Source organism: Selenomonas ruminantium AC2024 (assembly GCF_000687995.1).
Lineage (GTDB): Bacteria > Bacillota > Negativicutes > Selenomonadales > Selenomonadaceae > Selenomonas_A > Selenomonas_A ruminantium_B.
The window spans coordinates 1407193-1423384 of the sequence record NZ_JIAC01000001.1 but is presented as its reverse complement, the minus strand read 5'-3'; the positions used below and the strand labels follow the sequence as shown (position 1 = coordinate 1423384).

At 52.0% G+C, this 16192-nt stretch carries 19 protein-coding genes; 4 read left to right on the top strand and 15 right to left on the bottom strand.

The features are described 5' to 3' along the window. Positions 1-70: 70 nt before the first annotated feature. Positions 71-520, bottom strand: coding sequence for an RrF2 family transcriptional regulator (locus P157_RS0106705; protein ID WP_026760307.1), 450 nt, complete (start codon positions 518-520; stop codon positions 71-73). 93 nt (positions 521-613) lie between these two features. Further along, positions 614-787 carry a hypothetical protein gene (locus P157_RS15475; protein WP_155266712.1) on the bottom strand — a complete coding sequence of 58 codons (174 nt, stop codon included), beginning with the start codon at positions 785-787 and terminating at the stop codon, positions 614-616. 259 nt (positions 788-1046) lie between these two features. Between P157_RS15475 and P157_RS0106695 the strand changes: the two genes are divergently transcribed. Then, positions 1047-2237 (top strand): ATP-binding protein, encoded by a 1191-nt coding sequence (locus tag P157_RS0106695; RefSeq protein ID WP_230578454.1) that lies wholly within the window; start codon positions 1047-1049, stop codon positions 2235-2237. Positions 2238-2432: 195 nt separating this feature from the next. Here P157_RS0106695 and P157_RS0106685 read toward each other — a convergent pair whose 3' ends face one another. The 10 genes from P157_RS0106685 to P157_RS0106640 all read right to left on the bottom strand — a co-directional run bounded on the left by P157_RS0106685 (position 2433) and on the right by P157_RS0106640 (position 12291). Beyond that, positions 2433-3503 (bottom strand): DUF871 domain-containing protein, encoded by a 1071-nt coding sequence (locus P157_RS0106685; RefSeq protein ID WP_026760305.1) that lies wholly within the window; start codon positions 3501-3503, stop codon positions 2433-2435. 4 nt (positions 3504-3507) lie between these two features. Next, positions 3508-4410: an N-acetylmuramic acid 6-phosphate etherase gene (gene murQ, locus P157_RS0106680; protein ID WP_026760304.1), complete on the bottom strand. Its 903-nt coding sequence runs from the start codon at positions 4408-4410 to the stop codon at positions 3508-3510. Between the two features lie 7 nt (positions 4411-4417). Then, on the bottom strand, positions 4418-5773 hold the full coding sequence (locus tag P157_RS0106675; protein WP_026760303.1) for a PTS transporter subunit EIIC: 1356 nt from the start codon (positions 5771-5773) through the stop codon (positions 4418-4420). Positions 5774-5787: 14 nt separating this feature from the next. Beyond that, on the bottom strand, positions 5788-7137 hold the full coding sequence (locus tag P157_RS0106670) for a replication-associated recombination protein A (protein ID WP_026760302.1): 1350 nt from the start codon (positions 7135-7137) through the stop codon (positions 5788-5790). A 2-nt stretch (positions 7138-7139) separates the two neighbouring features. Next, complete coding sequence (gene dut / locus P157_RS0106665; RefSeq protein WP_026760301.1) at positions 7140-7598, bottom strand: dUTP diphosphatase; 459 nt, start codon at positions 7596-7598, stop codon at positions 7140-7142. A 110-nt stretch (positions 7599-7708) separates the two neighbouring features. Beyond that, positions 7709-9238: an FAD-dependent oxidoreductase gene (locus P157_RS14045; protein WP_051598530.1), complete on the bottom strand. Its 1530-nt coding sequence runs from the start codon at positions 9236-9238 to the stop codon at positions 7709-7711. Positions 9239-9378: 140 nt separating this feature from the next. After that, entirely contained in the window at positions 9379-10311 is a 933-nt protein-coding gene (locus tag P157_RS0106655; protein ID WP_026760300.1) for an alpha/beta hydrolase, read from the bottom strand. Between the two features lie 80 nt (positions 10312-10391). Continuing rightward, positions 10392-10631 carry an RNA chaperone Hfq gene (hfq, locus tag P157_RS0106650; protein WP_026760299.1) on the bottom strand — a complete coding sequence of 80 codons (240 nt, stop codon included), beginning with the start codon at positions 10629-10631 and terminating at the stop codon, positions 10392-10394. A gap of 32 nt (positions 10632-10663) precedes the next feature. Beyond that, entirely contained in the window at positions 10664-11614 is a 951-nt protein-coding gene (miaA, locus tag P157_RS0106645; RefSeq protein WP_026760298.1) for a tRNA (adenosine(37)-N6)-dimethylallyltransferase MiaA, read from the bottom strand. Further along, on the bottom strand, positions 11611-12291 hold the full coding sequence (locus tag P157_RS0106640; protein ID WP_026760297.1) for a metal-dependent hydrolase: 681 nt from the start codon (positions 12289-12291) through the stop codon (positions 11611-11613). The genes miaA and P157_RS0106640 overlap by 4 nt, the downstream gene beginning before the upstream one ends. A gap of 92 nt (positions 12292-12383) precedes the next feature. Here P157_RS0106640 and P157_RS0106635 point away from each other — a divergent pair, with 92 nt between their 5' ends. After that, positions 12384-13085 carry a thiamine diphosphokinase gene (locus tag P157_RS0106635; protein WP_026760296.1) on the top strand — a complete coding sequence of 234 codons (702 nt, stop codon included), beginning with the start codon at positions 12384-12386 and terminating at the stop codon, positions 13083-13085. Positions 13086-13214: 129 nt separating this feature from the next. Here the strand turns inward: P157_RS0106635 and P157_RS0106630 are convergent, their stop codons facing one another. Both P157_RS0106630 and P157_RS0106625 read right to left on the bottom strand, forming a co-directional pair. Further along, entirely contained in the window at positions 13215-14018 is an 804-nt protein-coding gene (locus P157_RS0106630; RefSeq protein WP_037368183.1) for a TrmH family RNA methyltransferase, read from the bottom strand. A 119-nt stretch (positions 14019-14137) separates the two neighbouring features. After that, positions 14138-14524 carry a desulfoferrodoxin family protein gene (locus P157_RS0106625; RefSeq protein WP_026760294.1) on the bottom strand — a complete coding sequence of 129 codons (387 nt, stop codon included), beginning with the start codon at positions 14522-14524 and terminating at the stop codon, positions 14138-14140. Between the two features lie 162 nt (positions 14525-14686). On the opposite strand from P157_RS0106625, the gene P157_RS0106620 reads away from it, so the two are divergent. Together P157_RS0106620 and P157_RS0106615 are read left to right on the top strand one after the other, a co-directional pair. Continuing rightward, positions 14687-15196 (top strand): DNA-deoxyinosine glycosylase, encoded by a 510-nt coding sequence (locus P157_RS0106620; RefSeq protein WP_026760293.1) that lies wholly within the window; start codon positions 14687-14689, stop codon positions 15194-15196. A 23-nt stretch (positions 15197-15219) separates the two neighbouring features. After that, positions 15220-15777, top strand: a complete 558-nt coding sequence (locus P157_RS0106615) for a BsuPI-related putative proteinase inhibitor (RefSeq protein WP_080695398.1) — start codon at positions 15220-15222, stop codon at positions 15775-15777. Positions 15778-15851: 74 nt separating this feature from the next. Here the strand turns inward: P157_RS0106615 and rplQ are convergent, their stop codons facing one another. Further along, positions 15852-16190 (bottom strand): 50S ribosomal protein L17, encoded by a 339-nt coding sequence (gene rplQ / locus P157_RS0106610; protein WP_014423862.1) that lies wholly within the window; start codon positions 16188-16190, stop codon positions 15852-15854. Positions 16191-16192 lie beyond the last annotated feature (2 nt).

Below are 16192 nucleotides of genomic sequence, written 5' to 3'. Positions count from 1 at the left end.
ACATAAATATACAGCTTAATACAAATTTTTTTTACACGAAAAACAGCCTTCCCTCCCAGGAAGGCTGCTCTTAATGGGCACAGCCAATATTTTTTTTGTTCTGGTCATTGTCCAGCAGATTTTGCAGCGTGATGCTGTCCAGTACTTCGGTAATACTGTCGCAGACCTTCTCCCAAATGCCCCGGGTCACGCAACCGCAGGCCTTGCTGCACTTCTGCTCGGCCGCATCCACATCTGCCAGCAGGCAGTCCACCACCGCAATAGGTCCTTCCACGGTGGTAATGATGGAGCCGATGGTGATATCCGCAGGCTTCTTCGCCAGCAGATAGCCGCCTTGCGCACCGCGGATGCTCTGCACAATCCCCGCCCGCCGCAAAGGCACCATGAGCTGCTCCAGATAATTTTCCGAAAGCCCCTGACTCTGGGCTACACTCTTGAGCGAAACCGGCCCCTTGCCATAACGCTGCGCCAATTCATAAAGCGCCGTCACACTGTATCTGCCCTTGGTTGAGATTTTCATCTATTCCCACCTCAAAATTCCAAGTGAATTACTAAAATTTATTCTAATAATATAACAAAAAAAAATCTCACTGTCAAAGACTATCACCGCTTTTCAGGCCATATCCTCAAAAAGCCGGACAGCCGGTACCTTCTTCAATTTCCGCCGGGTATGGAGCTCCGTACCATCGGCAGTTTTAGGCACGGGCTTGGATTCATCGGGGACGTCCTTCAAATTCGGCGGCTTGCGGTAACAGGTGTCGAGCTTGCCGTTTACAAACTCCTTCACCAATATACTGCCATACTTTCTTCTAAACCTGCAACCTTCATGAGAAGCCCTCCTCTCTGTATGATATATCGGTTCTATGTGCAATTTTAAGAGTTTTTCGCTTTCATTGACGAGCCTTGACTCCTATTCGTTAATTATACTTGATGATGATGCTACAAATATTGATTTTATTAGTTATAACTGATAAAATATGTATTACTAGACGTTTATCGGTTATAATTACATAATGGAGGTATATATGATAAATCGTAGCTTATATTTGGATAGAATCCGTCCTTTTATCAATCAGGAACTGGTCAAGGTCATCACTGGCATCCGGCGTTGTGGCAAATCGGTCATGCTGGAACTCATTCAGCGTGAATTGAAAAAATCCGGCGTGGACGCTGAATCCATGCTGACCTACAACTTTGAATCCTTGACCCTTTCCCATCTATGCACTGCCGAAGCACTGCATAAAGATGTGCTTGAAAAAGCAAAAGCCATAACAGGAAGAGTCTACCTGTTCTTCGATGAAGTGCAGGAAGTGACACATTGGGAAAAAGCTATCAACTCCTTCCGTGTTGACCTTGACTGCGATATTTACATTACAGGCTCAAACTCCAAGCTCCTGTCCGGGGAGCTGGCCACCTACCTGGCGGGGCGCTATGTTGAGTTTGTCATATACCCTCTTTCTTTCCGAGAGTTTTGTGAAGCGATGCACGAAAAGCAGCCTGACCGCACAGTGGCAGACTGCTTCCACCTGTATATGCAATTCGGCGGCATGCCCTATCTTGGAAACCTGCAATATCAGGCAGAACCTGTCAAACAATATCTCCAAGACCTCTATAATGCCATTGAGCTAAAAGACATCGTGCGCCGTAAGAAAATTCGTGACGTGGACTTGCTAGAGCGCATCCTTGCCTATGTCACCGCCAATATCGGCAACACCTTTTCCGCTACATCTATTTCCAAATACCTGAAGAACGAGGGACGCAAAGTTGCCCCTGATACTATTCTGAACTATCTCCACGCAGGTCAAGAGGCCTTTCTTTTCTATCCAGTCAAACGACAGGACATAGCAGGAAAGAAAATTCTGAGTGTGCAGGAAAAATACTACTTGGCCGACCACGGCATCCGAGAGGCCGTCATTGGTGGAAATATGCAGGATATTAACCTCATGCTGGAAAACATTGTCTTTCTGGAACTGCTGCGCCGTGGATATGAAGTCACCGTAGGAAAGTACGGAGAAAAAGAAGTCGATTTCATTGCCAAACGCCAGTCCGAGAAGATCTATATACAAGTCAGCTATATCCTAGCCACCCCCGAAACCGTAGAGCGCGAGTTCGGCGTGTACAGGAACATCCGCGACAACTACCCAAAATATGTGCTTTCACTGGATGAATTTAATATGAGCCGTGACGGCATCATACATCAGAATATCAGAGACTTCCTGCTGGAAGGCACGGAATAATCATAAGAAAAATTGGCTTGGAGTCTAGATTGGCTCATCGAAAAAAATATCAACGTCTCCAATATGTTGCAAAATGCGCTTATGCGAGAGTTGAATGTGTAAAAATTTTACACTCTCCATAGCACAGTTGCCCCCCTCCGCAAGACAGAAAGACCAGTTGGTTTAACCCAACTGGCCCTTCGTCTTGCTACTGCCTTATTCAAATTGAAACGAAAATTTTCTCCCCGGTGTGATGTATTTGAGCATAAAGAGTTCACATTCGCTGACTCTTCCCACCACGTTGACGCGTTTATCGGCGGGCTGGGATTTTTTGATGATTTCCAGTTCCCCCATATAGCGCAGATAATCCTTATTGTCGATGGTGATGGCGCCGCGCCGCCGTTCCTTATTGCGTTCCGGTTCTACAGTTCCCTGCAGGAAGCCCCGGCTTTCCTGTGCACGGATGGCATCACGGGCTTCATCCTCACGCGCCGTGAAGGTATGGTTCAGCAGTTCCTGCTGAATTTTATCGCCCGTAAGCAGTTGGGCTTCTACCACCACTTCATTCCCGCGCAGTTTACCGACTGTTGCCAATTCCTCCGGCAGGGGCAGGCTATCACTGAGAAATACGGAATCCATGCCGAGTGCTGCCAGATGGCGGGCCGCCCTATCCGTATGCCAGAGGCGATGCGCTTCCAACGTGGGCAAGCCCTCAAAGAGCGGCCCCCGCTGTTTTCCCTGACTCGGCACGAAAGCTCCCACCTTGATGCCGTATTGTTTCAGCAGGGCATTTTTCCGGCAAAAGGCCGCCTCACTAAGCCCTGTCCCACGGCGGGGATAGAAATTATGCAATGCATCCAGATGAGAAAAGTCCACACCGGCTGCCTGCAGCTCGGACAAAATCTTTTCCGTAATGGTGCTGGCGTTTAACTGCAGGCGGATGCCCAGCTCATTATGACTGAATTCCGCAATCTGCGCCGCCTCATAACCATAATCGAGCCGCAGGGTGGTAATGCCCAACTGCTGAAAAGTTGACATGTCAAATTTCGGCATATCGAGCATGGAAAGTGTCTGGGGCGAAACATCCGAGATAATCTCCATGCCATGTTTTCTCGCCGCTTCCAGAAGTGTGGCCAGTTCTTTTTTCAAAACCGCCACATCGGTTTCCGGAATATGCAGGGAGGTAAAGACCCGGCGAATACCGCACCTAGCCGCCTGCTCAAGAAGCTGCAGATTTTCTGTCAGCGTATTGTCCAATCCGGGATAAAGGGAAATACCGTTTTCCATCCGCTTACCTCCTGCTCTTTAAGGCCTGGGCCAGATGACCGTCAGCTTCAGCCAGTGCCGTTTTTCCTTCCACATAATCCGCCCCAGTGAGGTGGATAAAGATTGCCAGTTTGGCATTGCCCTTCGCTTCTGCGAGTGCCGCAATGCTTTCTTCCCGGCTGCAGCCCGTGGCCTCCATAACGATATTCTTCGCGCGCTCCTCCAACTTCTTGTTGGAGGTTTTGACATCCACCATCAGATTGCCGTAAACCTTGCCGAGTTTAATCATCGTGCCTGTGGAGAGCATATTGAGCACAAGTTTTTGCGCCGTACCGGCTTTCATACGCGTAGAGCCCGTTACCACCTCTGCCCCTGTCACGGGCAGCAGAGCAATGTCCGCTTCTTCGGCAATCGCGGCATTGGCTGAGCATGCCAGCGCAATCGTTGCTGCACCAAGCTTGCGGGCATATTGCAGACCGCCAATCACATAGGGCGTGCGACCGGAAGCAGCAATGCCCACCAACACATCAGCGGCGCTAAAGCCTCTGTCCGCCAAATCCTGACAGGCAAGTTCGCCATTATCCTCGGCGCCTTCCTGTGCCTTGAAGATGGCCGGCATACCACCGGCGATAACCCCCTGCACGAGTTCAAAGTCCACGCCATAGGTTGGCGGACATTCCGAAGCATCCAGAATCCCCAACCGCCCGGAAGTGCCGGCCCCCAGATAAAAGAGCCTCCCTCCCTTTGCCAGCCTGTCGGTGATGATGTCCACCGCCTCAGCGATTTCCGGCAGAATTTTTTCGACCGCCAAGGCGACCTTTTTATCTTCCTCGTTGATAATCCGCAGCATTTCTACCGTGGGCAGTTCATCGATATGGGCACTCGCAGGATTGCGGCGCTCGGTACTTATCTTTTGCAAATCCAACATGGAAAAATTACGACTCCTTTTCTTCCACCGGGTCATCAAAGCCCAGCAAATACGTGGCAATAAAGCCTGCGATATAGGCGACCACTACGCCCAGCAGGTAAATGGGGATATTGTTGGTTGTCCCCGCCAGCGGCAGGCCGGAAATTCCCATAGCCGATGCACCGACCATAAAATGTGCCTGCACCGCACCGCCAAAGGCGCCGCCAATACAAGCCCCGATAAAGGGACGGCCCAAAGGCAGGGTAACACCGTAAATCAACGGCTCGCCCACGCCCATCAGACCTACCGGCAGAGCCGAGGCCACGGTTTTCTTCAGGAATTTATTCTTGCTCTTTACATAGACCGCGATAGCCGCACCGACCTGACCAGCACCAGCCATAGCCAGAATCGGCAGGAGAATCGTCACGCCAAACTGGGAAATCAAATCGGCATGAATCGGCGTCAATGCCTGATGAATGCCCATCATGACCATCGGCAGCCACATACCGCCCAGAACAAAGCCCACAGCTGCACCGCCAGAACCTACGGCGCCCGTAGCCGCCGCACCAATCGCCGAGGATATTGCACCGCCCAACGGCTGCAGGACAAAAATTGCCGCAACACCCGCGAGCAGGAAAGTCAGCAGCGGGGTCAGGAACAAATCAAAAACCGTGGGAATCAGTTTGTGCAAACGCTTTTCCAGCCATGCTGCCAGAAAAGCCACCAAAATCACAGCGATAACACCGCCGCGGCCGGGAACGAGCTTACTCCCGTCAAACACCACATTGGCCAGCCCCGGATGACTGATTAGAGCCGCCAGTGCCCCGCCTAGAATCGGCGTACCGCCGAAAACCTTGGCCGCATTATAACCCACAAAGAGATTCATCCCCCAGAATACGGCATTGCCCGCTACGGCTAACAGCTGCCATGTCGGCGAAGCCGTTATCCCCGGCCAGATTTTGGCCGATACACCGAGTATCCCCGTGAGCAAGCCGCAAGCGATAAAGGCGGGAATCAATGGAATAAAGATGCCGGCAATCTTTTTGAGCAGCAGTTTGCCCGGCGTGGCATTTTTCTCCCGAATCTGTTGATGGAGTTCCTTGCCATCGCCAATCTTTGGCTTATTAGCCTTGGTATTTTCCAATAGTTCATTGACCACCGTAGTCACCTGCGTGGCCGTTCCCGGGCCTAGGATAATCTGCAGTTCTTCCTCGGTATCGTGGATTCCCATAACCCCCGGCACCTGCTTGACTGCCTCCAGCAGTTTCTCGTCTTTTTCCTTTAACTGCACCCTGAGTCTTGTCATGCAGTTATAGGCCTGCAGGATATTCTCCCGTCCGCCTAATACGTCATAAAGTTGTTTCCCCAGTTCATCCATTTTCATTTCTTACACTCCCCTTAAAACCTATCCGGCCAGCACTTGCGCAGATAATCCCCCATGCGCTTTTCCTGACCGTTGTCGCTTGGCTGGTAGTAATGGGCATTTTGTATTTCCTTGGGCAAGTAGGCCTGCTCGGTAAAATGCCCCGGATAATCATGCGGATAGATATACTCCGTGCCATGCCCCAGTTTTGCCGCGCCTTTGTAATGCGCGTCCCGCAAATGAGTAGGCACTGCGCCGCAGTTCTTGCTGCGCACGTCCTGCAGAGCGGCATCAATGCCCATATAGGCGGCGTTGCTCTTAGGCGCAGACGCAATATAGGTCACCGCCTGCCCTAAGATAATCCGCGCCTCCGGCATGCCCACGAACTGCACAGCATTAGCCGCATTCATGGCCACCACTAGCGCCATGGGGTCAGCATTGCCCACATCTTCAGACGCGCATATCACCACGCGCCGCGCGATAAATTTCACATCTTCCCCTGCCGCAAGCATGCGCGCCAAATAATGCAGGGCCGCATCCGGGTCACTGCCCCGCATACTCTTGATAAAGGCCGACACCGTATCGTAATGGTTATCGCCCGTCTTATCGTAGCGCTGTACCCGCTGGCCCAGAATCTCCTGCACCATATCCAGCGTAATCTCGCCACCGGTCAGCGGCAACATACTGGCTGTCCCCTCCAGAATATTGAGTGCCATACGGGCATCGCCGCCCGCCATCTGCGCCATGGCGAGGATTACTTCATCACTTACAGTTATCGGCTGGCCGCCCAGCCCTCTTTCCTTGTCCGTTAGTGCCTGTCGCAGGATTTTCACGAGCTGTCCATCGGTCAGCTGATAAAGCCGCACAATCCGCACCCGCGAAAGCAGGGCATGATTGACCTCAAAGAAGGGATTTTCCGTCGTCGCGCCAATCAGAATCAGCCGTCCGTCCTCCACATAGGGCAGGAGCACATCCTGCTGACTCTTGTTAAAGCGGTGGATTTCGTCGATAAATACAATCGTGCGCTTTTGGTAAAATTTCCGCGCGTCATCCGCTTCTTTGACAATCTGCCGGATATCGCCAATGCCCGCCGCTACCGCATTGAGTTTCTTGAATTCACTGCCGGTCATGCTGGCAATCATCTGCGCCAGCGTAGTCTTGCCGGTGCCGGGCGGGCCATAGAAAATCATGGACGAAATTTGATCTTTTTCCATCATCTGTCGCAGGAAACGGCCGCCTCCCACCGCCTCCTGCTGTCCCACGAATTCATTGAAATTGCGGGGCCGCATGCGCTGTGCCAGGGGCGCAAACCGCGTGGCACTGCCACTGCCGGTACTGCTTTGGCTTTGTGCGGCCGCCGCAAATAAATCCATTTCCTCTGCCATCTTTATTCTCCTTTGCCAGTGGAGCCAAAGCCTCCCTGACGCTCTGCCCCTGCACCAGCCTCGTCATCATCTGCCGTCAGGTAGTTCAGGAAAATCCCCTGAGCCACCCGCTCACCTTTGCGAATCATAAATTCTTCCTGCCCCATATTCACCATGGCCACCATGATATGGCCTTCATTGCCGGGATTATCGTAATAATCCGCATCGATAATGCCCACACTATTGGCCAGCATCAAATGATGCTTCACCGCCATGCTGGAACGGATGTTGAGGGTCAGCACCTCTCCCGCCTGCATATAGGCTTTCAGCCCCGTGGGCACCAGCACCATGCCACCGGCGGGAATTACACAATCCGCCGCCGCCTCGATATCATACCCCGCGCTGGCCCCCGTCTGCCGCTGGGGCAGATGAATCGCCTTATCCTGCCAGTCGCTTACAATCTCAAAACCTCGTAATTTCATGGGAACTCCTTATCATAAAAAACGAGGGGCCGTTTTAACAAGACCACGGCCCCTCTGCAAAACTCTGCTCCTATTATAACGCCTTTGTTCCAGTTTTGCCACAGGCAAAACTAAGGCTTACTTACATAACTGCGCTGACTTTCTGGTATATCCTCCCATTTCAAACTGGAAACGGGAATGTTGTGCTTGAGTCCCCAGGCGGCGGCAATGCCTGCAGCCTCGCCCATGCTCATGCAAGTGGGCTGGATGCGGAAGGAAGCCTGAGCGGCGAAGCTACCGCTGGCGCAGCGGCCAGCCACCAAAAGATTTGTGACCTTATCTGCCACCAGTGCCCGGAAGGGAATCTCATAGTATTCGCCCTTAGCAAGTTTTTTATACAAATCCAGCTGCACATCGTGAATGTCAATAGGATAAGCCGTGCGGCATACCGCATCGGGGAACTTGCGGGCTTTTAGATAATCATCGGCCTCAAGATAATACTTTCCACGGATGCGCCAGGACTCCCGCACCCCCACCATGCTTGCTTCCCTGCTGATATAGGCCTTTTCAAAGCCCGGGATATGCTTCTGGAAGAACAAAGCCAGACGGCGGCTCATCTTCCGCCCGAAGGTCACCGCCTGACTGCGTGACATGGCATCCGTGGAGGAAAAAAACATAGGAGGCATTTCCGGGCAGTTCATACTCATGGTATGGGGCTTGCCCCGCAAGGTGAAGGCCTGAATATACAGGAGGTCATCTTCGGTCAGCTCGCCCGTCTTGAGGCCGCTTTTGAAGAAGTCCTCAGTCTTCTTCCATTTGGCAAATTCCATAAAGGGATTGCGGCCTTTTTTCACATCCTGCAAAAATTTTTCGGCACCTTTCTTCCCCATCCAGGTGTCCTTCAGCTTGTCGTGGAAGAAGTGAAAGACTTTCGGCACATCGATGCCGCTCATTTCAAAGCGCAAGCTCATGGGCTGATTACGCCCTGATTTTTCCGAGCCCTTTTCCGTGGGCACCCCGACAAAACGAGCCAACAGGGCATCGCCTGTGGCATCGATAAAGGTCTTGGCCTTGATTTTCCCCAGGCCCTCGGCGGTCTGCACCACACAGGCCGTAATAGCCCCGTCTTCTACAACTGCTCCCACCAACGAGGTACCATAAAGAATGGTCACACCTGTTTCTTCGCACCACTCGTCGCAGGCCCAGGTCAGCCACTCAGGCATATACTGGCCTGCGCCGCCGCCGTAGAAATTCTCATCCTCAAAGCCCATCATGACAGGAGAACCCTGCTTTTCCATGCGCTGGTTGAGTTCCGTTATATAAGGGGTATCGCTGTCATAGGCAAAAGTGGGCATACAGGGGAAAACGCAGCCCTGGGTGGCCAGGCCTCCCAATGAAATGCCCTGCTCCACCAGCACGGTCTTCGCCCCGTTTTTGGAGGCATTGATGGCAGCCGCTGTCCCGGCAGAGCCGCCTCCTGCCACGCAGACATCCACCTCGCAAAGCACCGGCAGGTCTGCCCCGGCAAAGTCAAAGCGGCCTGTGGCTGCTTCTGCTTTTCCCTGAGGCAGCGCCCCGCCCAGCAATGCACCTGCGGCAGAAAGCCCCGCCAGTTTCATGAAGTCACGGCGGGAAATAGGAATAGAAAATGATTGTTCCATAAATTACCTCCGTCATGTCTTGTAAAAATAAGGAACTGTTGCATAAATACGAAATCATACGCAACAGCTCCTGCCATTTTACCGTTATTTTACTTGTGCTGCCGATTCCTGTAAATTATTTTTTTGAATCTTGTGTATTTTTACTTTGTCACCGCTGCTAAAAAAGCAAAAATGTGTTGCCAATATTCGTCCCCGGCTTCCTTCATCGCATCCCCATGGCCTGCACCTGCCACGACAAATTTTTCTTTTGGGGCGTTGCAGGCGGCAAACAAATCCTCCATCATCGCCGGTGGAACCAGTGTGTCGGCGTCCCCATGAATAAACATGACGGGAACTTTTATACGCGGCATCACCTGCAGCGGTGCGGCAGCAGACACTTTGGCGCCGGTCTTAAAACCGCTGACCACATCCACGCAGGGCATGATGGGAAACTCCGGCAAGCCAAAGATAACCCCTAGCTGGTTGGCAAACATCTCATAGGCACTGGTATAGCCGCAGTCCTCGATAACCGCCACCAGCCCCGGCATATCCTCTCTGGCTGCCGCCAGCATGACCGTGGCCGCTCCCATGGACACGCCGTGCAATACGATTTCCGCCTCCGGGTCATACTCTTTGATTTTCGCAGCCCAACGGACCACTTCTTCACTCTCTTTTACCCCCATGGTGATATACCGGCCTTCACTCGTCCCGGAGGCACAGAGGTCAGGCGTTAGCACCTGATAGCCCCTTGCCAGATAAGCCTCGGCATAATCTCTGGCATAACGCTGGTCCCGGCCATAACCATGCACGAGAATGGCCCAGCGCTTCCCCGGTTTTTCCGGAAAAAAGTGGGTTGCTGCCAGATTCCTGCCATCTGCGGAGACATTATGCCACGGTTCACTTTTGGCCTTGGGCAACGCAGGCACTTCCCTGGTCTTGTCGTGAATGCTCACACAGGCGGCGGGTGGTGCCAAGGGGTCCGTATCATTGCCGCGCTTCAGCGCATAGTCCACAAAATAAGCCCCGATGACATATCCCACAGCCAGAATAGTGATTGCCAGACTCAGGAAAATAATCCTTTTCTTCTTGCTCATGTCAATGCAGTCCCCCAATATATTTCCTGCAAAAAGCCCCCTTGGTCATAACGAACAAGGGGGTGCTGTTTCTTATGGAATCAGCCTTCTTCTTTTTCACTCATAAAGTTGACGGTTTTAGCCGGCGTAATGGTGGAGATGGCATGCTTGTACACCATCTGCTGCTTGCCCATTACATCCAGTACCACCGTAAAATTATCAAAGCCCTTTACATTGCCTTTAATCTGAAAGCCGTTAACCAGATGAATGGTCACGCCGATATTTTCTTTTCGCACCTGATTGAGGAACGTATCCTGTAAATTGATTGCTTTTGCTGGCATAAAAAACCCCTCCATGTAATCACGATATTTATTTAATTCGCCAATTCCGGGAAAAATCCTGCTAAATCGTGGCAAACGCTTTGCAAAAGATTCTCACTTGTCATTTCATCCGCCATATACCAATGGATGTAGGGCATCTTGCGGAACCAGGTCAGCTGCCGCTTGGCAAAGTGACGGGTGCTTTTCTGAATCAAATCCACAGCTTCCTCACGGGTCATTTCTCCGGCCATGTACGCCGCTGTTTCCTTGTAGCCTATACCCTGCATGGCCTGCATATCACGGGTTACACCACCTGCCAGAAGCGTCTTTACTTCCGCTTCCAAACCGGCGGCAAACATCAGTTCCACCCGCTCATTGATGCGCTGATAGAGTCCCTGCCGCTCGCGGTTCAGACCAATGACATAGACATCATAAGCCAAATCGCCCTCGCCATATTCCTTCTGCTGGGAAATCTGCTCGCCGCCAAAGTGCGCCACTTCCAAAGCACGAATCACCCGGCGCAGGTTGTTGGCATGAATCCGCTCTGCCGCCTCCGGGTCTGCTTTCTGCAGCAGGCCATGAATATAGTCGCGGCCTTTTTCCTCCGCTAGTGCTGTCAGCTCCTGCCGATAGTCACTGTGGTCAGCCGTTTCATTGAATTCATATCCCTCCAGCAAGGCCTTGATGTATAGCCCTGTGCCTCCGGCAATGATGGGGATTTTGCCCTGCGCGTTCAACGCATGGATAAGCTGCTGCCCCTCCCGCACAAAATCCGTCACATTGAAGCTTTCCCACGGTTCCAGATTGTCCACCAGATGATGGACGATGCCCTGCCGCTCTTCCACGGATGGCTTGGCCGAACCGATATCAAAGCCCCGGTAAAAGAGCATGGAGTCACCGGAAATAATTTCTGTGTCTATTTTTTTTGCCAGTTCTATGGATAAATCCGTTTTCCCCACCGCCGTGGGGCCTAAGATTACAATTAACTTTTCCTTGCCTGTCATGCCTGCATTTCCCAATTGCCGCCGGGCTCTACAATATGCACCTCTGCCCGGGTCATGGCTTCAGTAATCTCCTTGTAATGGCGCACATCCTGATTGATGATGGGCCAGGTGTTATAGTGAACGGGAATGATGTGCCGCGCATTTAAGAGCTGCGCCGCCATGGCCGCATCCTCAAGTCCCATGGTGTAATTATCGCCTACGGGCAGGATGGCATAATCCAAATCATCCTTCTTGCCGATAAGCTGCATATCCGAGAACAACGCCGTATCCCCGGCAAAATAAATCTTCAAACCGCCCATATAGATGACATAACCACAGGCAATGCCGCCCGGCACGCCGCTGCTATGCTGCGCCAATGTCATGCGCACCTTGCCAAAGGGCAAAGTCAAAGAGCCGCCCAGATTCATGGGATGCTGCTTGAGTCCTGGCACCCGCTCATCACACAGGCCTAATACCTCTGGTATCCCCACCAGTCCGGCACCTGTGCGGTCAGCAATCTCCGGTGCATCCCCCAAATGATCGCCATGAGCATGGGTAATCAGGATGAAATCTGCCTCCACATCCTCAAGCTTCACCGTTGCCTTGGGATTTCCTGTCAGGAACGGATCACAAAGTACCTTATACTTGCCATCATCCAACAGAAAACAAGCATGACCATAATACGTAAATTGAACCATCCTTTGCCAGCTCCTTTCCAATACACATTGTCCCATAACCAACTCCATGTTATGCTATAATTATCATTATAACATAAATCGAGGTAAAAGTTATGACGTCAAACGATATTCCCGGGATAAAGCTGCCCCAGCTTTTTATCCAAAGCCCAGCCCTCTGCAAAATGCCCTGGCTATTGATTACCGGTGGCCGTGCTCCTGCCGCTGCCTGGCTGCAGGAACTTCCGCCCGTTGCCAAACTCTTTGCCGCTGACCATGGCCTTGATACCTGCCATGCGCAAAACATACGCCCGGATTACATTCTCGGCGACGGCGACAGCGCCGCCCCTGCCATCTGGGAATGGGGCAAAAGCCTCGGCGTACCCGTGGAGGAATTTCCCGCCGCAAAGGATTTAACGGACACTCAGCTGGCTCTAGCAAAAATGAAAAACGCTCCCGCCATTCTCATCACGGGAGCCTTCGGCGGCCGCTTCGACCACCTCTATAGTCTGATGTTTTCCTGCGCTCATCACAAAGTACCTTGCATTATAAGCGATGAACAGGAAACCATCGCTTTCGTCAAAAAGGATGAGGAACTGACTTTTCATTTCAACATACATCCCCAGGCCATTTCCCTGCTTCCCTTTACCGCTGCCTGTACTGGCGTAACTATCAACAATGTCCGATGGCCCCTTACAAACGCCACCTTAACCCAAACCTTCCCCAACGCCATCAGCAACGAACTGCTGCCTAACCAGTCAAAACTGACGGTCAACATCAAACAGGGTATTTTAGGTATCTATTGTCATTGGCATTAGGCATTACCTTATAGGAACTAAGCCCGGTGACTGACGATACTTTTCCGTCGCGTTTGGCAAGCTTGTCTAAGCAGAGGAAAAGCATCGTCAGTCACCGGGCGCCTTAGCATATAGATGTTAACGCAATCCTCAAAACTTCCTTTGCCGCAGAGCTTCATAGAGCACAATCGCCGCCGACATGCCCACGTTCAGGGATTCCGCCTGCCCATACATGGGAATATAGGTCTTTTGTGCAGCCGCCAAGAGCTCTTGGGATACGCCGTTGCCCTCATTGCCCAGCACCACCGCAGTACCTTGGGTAAAATCCTGCTGGAAATGCGGTTTGGCCGTTTCATCCAAGGCCGTAGCCAAAAGCTGCAAGCCACTTTCCTGCACAAATTCCGTCAATTCATCCTGCGTAACACCGCTGTATACAGGCACATGGAAGATACTGCCCATAGTGGAACGCACGGCCTTGTCGCTATACACGTCCACCGTGCCTTTCAACAAAATGACACCGTCCGCACCCACCGCATCTGCCGTGCGGATAATGGTACCGGCGTTGCCGGGGTCCTGCACCCCATCCATCACCACATAGAGCGGCTTATCCCTTTCTGCCCCAGCTGGCAGGGAGGGATTTTTTTGTGCCATCACCAGCATGATGCCCTGCGGCGTTTCCGTACCTGCGGCCTTGGCAAAGATATTGTCCGGCACCTCATAGAGCGGGCATTTTTGACAAGTCAATTTTTCCACCAGCTCGGTTCCTCGCTTCTGCTCCAAAATTTGACTTGTCAAAAGGCCGAATTCTATCTGCCAGCCGGCATCTGCTGCCATTTCGCAGAGCCTTATCCCCTCAGCCACAAACAGGCCCGTCTTTTCCCGCTGTTTGCGCTGCTTCAACGCCGCCGCCAGTTTGACCTTTTTGTTGGCAGGGCTGTCAATCCGTTCAATCATCCATACTGCTCCTTAACGTCTTTTCTTTACGGCTTTTATTGTATCACAGCCATAGGCGCAAAAAAAGCCCCAACAGCCTGCTCAAGCCTGTCAGGGCCACGCTCAAATCTTATTCAGATTCAGATATCCGCTTTCCATAAGCCATGGAGATTGCAGTATTCAAACACGGTCAGAGGTTCATCCCCATCGGCAATCTTAAACACTGCTTCCGGTTTGTCCTCAGAGCTCAGTCGACGCATCATGCCGCCGTTCTTCGTCTGTACATGAATCCACTCAATGAGGTGCTCCGGCGTCATCGGATGCGCCACCGAGCCCACCGTGACTTTGAGCACACCTGCGGCCTTATCGAACTCTGCCACTGGCACATGCTTCTCCTGTGCCGCATCGTTGGTGTTGGCCGTCAGTTCCTCCATGTCCTGACCACAGCATACCAACGTTCCCTTGCCTTCATGAATCAGACCCACAATGTTGCCACAACGGCTGCAACGATAAAATTTACTGGCCATGCTTTTCCCTCCTATACATTCTAATACACATTATCCCACTTAATTCTTATCAATTCTATGCTAAGCCATGCAAATCCTGCCCGCAAAAAAATAATATGCAAGTGATTACATTGTCCGCTTCAACATGATATGATAGAAGCAAAACCAACAGGAGGTGTTTTCTTGTCTGTATCCGCTTTTCAATGCCAAGGCTTTCGCCCCAGCATTGACGAACACTGTACCCATCTGATTCTCGGCTCCATGCCCAGCGTGGCTTCTCTGGAAGCCCAACAGTATTATGCCCATCCCCAGAATCGCTTCTGGCCCATGATGGCCCGCATTTTGAAACAAGCGGCACCACCAGCTGACTATTCGGAGCGCCTGGCTATGCTCCGCCGCCATCATATTGCCCTTTGGGATTCCATTGCCGTCTGCGAGCGAAAGGGCAGCCTTGATGCCGATATAAAAAATGAACAGGGCAATGACTTCACTGCCCTGCTTGCCCATTATCCCCATATCCATACCATCTGCTTCAACGGTGGCAAATCCTATCAGTGCTTCAAAAAATACAACAAGCACCTGCTGAGCCGCCCCGATATCCACTTCCATCAGCTGCCTTCCACCAGCCCGGCCAACGCCCGCTGGAATCTGGAAAAACTGACGGCTGCCTGGAGAATTCCCTTTCATTCATAACAACTGCGAAAGGAGTCTTTCCTATGTTCAAAAAACTATTGATGCTTTTATGCGCCCTCTTCATCGCCGCCCCCTCCATGGCCAGTGCTGGCTTTGGTACGGGTATCGGCATCACCTTCCCGGCCTCCGGCTCCAGTACCAAAACCATCGGCAACACCTATGCCGCTCTGCAGCTGGAGCAGCTTACGGAAGAACTGACCCTGCAGGAACGTCATGGCCGCCTGCTGCTGGAACTGAAAGTCAGCAACAACGGCGATACGCCTTACACCATCAACCACCGCAACGGACAAATCTACGACTTTCTTATCACCGACAAGAACGGCAAAAAAATGTGGCAATGGTCAGACGGCATGGCCTTCACACAGGCACTCTGCACCACCACCATTGCCCCACATAGCTTTGAAGTCTACAAAGCCGAACTGGACAGCAAAGACTATCGCAAAATAAAAGACGATGCCGTCCTCGTCACCGCCTATGTCTTAGATACCCCCTGTAAACTCTCGGCAAAACTCCCCACCATCATCGCCAGCAACAGCACCCCTGTGCTAATCCACGGCGGCGTGATATTCGGCAGCAGATAATCTGTCAGTCAATACACATACAGCAAAAAAGTCCTGACCATTCGGCCAGGACTTTTGATTGCTGTAATATGTAATTACACGAGCTCGATGATAACCATCGGAGCTGCGTCACCGCGGCGTACGCCGAGTTTCAGGATACGGGTGTAACCGCCCTGACGGTCTGCGTATTTTGCTGCGATTTCATCGAACAGCTTTCTTACTACATCTTCATCAGCAAGGGATGCGATTGCCTTGCGACGAGCGCTCAGGTCACCGCGCTTTGCCAGCGTGATGAGCTGCTCAGCGAACTTGCGGAGCTCTTTTGCCTTTGCTTCCGTCGTTTCAATGCGTCCATATCTGAAGAAGGAAGTAAGAATGCTAGTGAACAGCGCCTTGCGGGCTGCGGAGTTACGTCCTAATTTTCTGTAGCTCATTT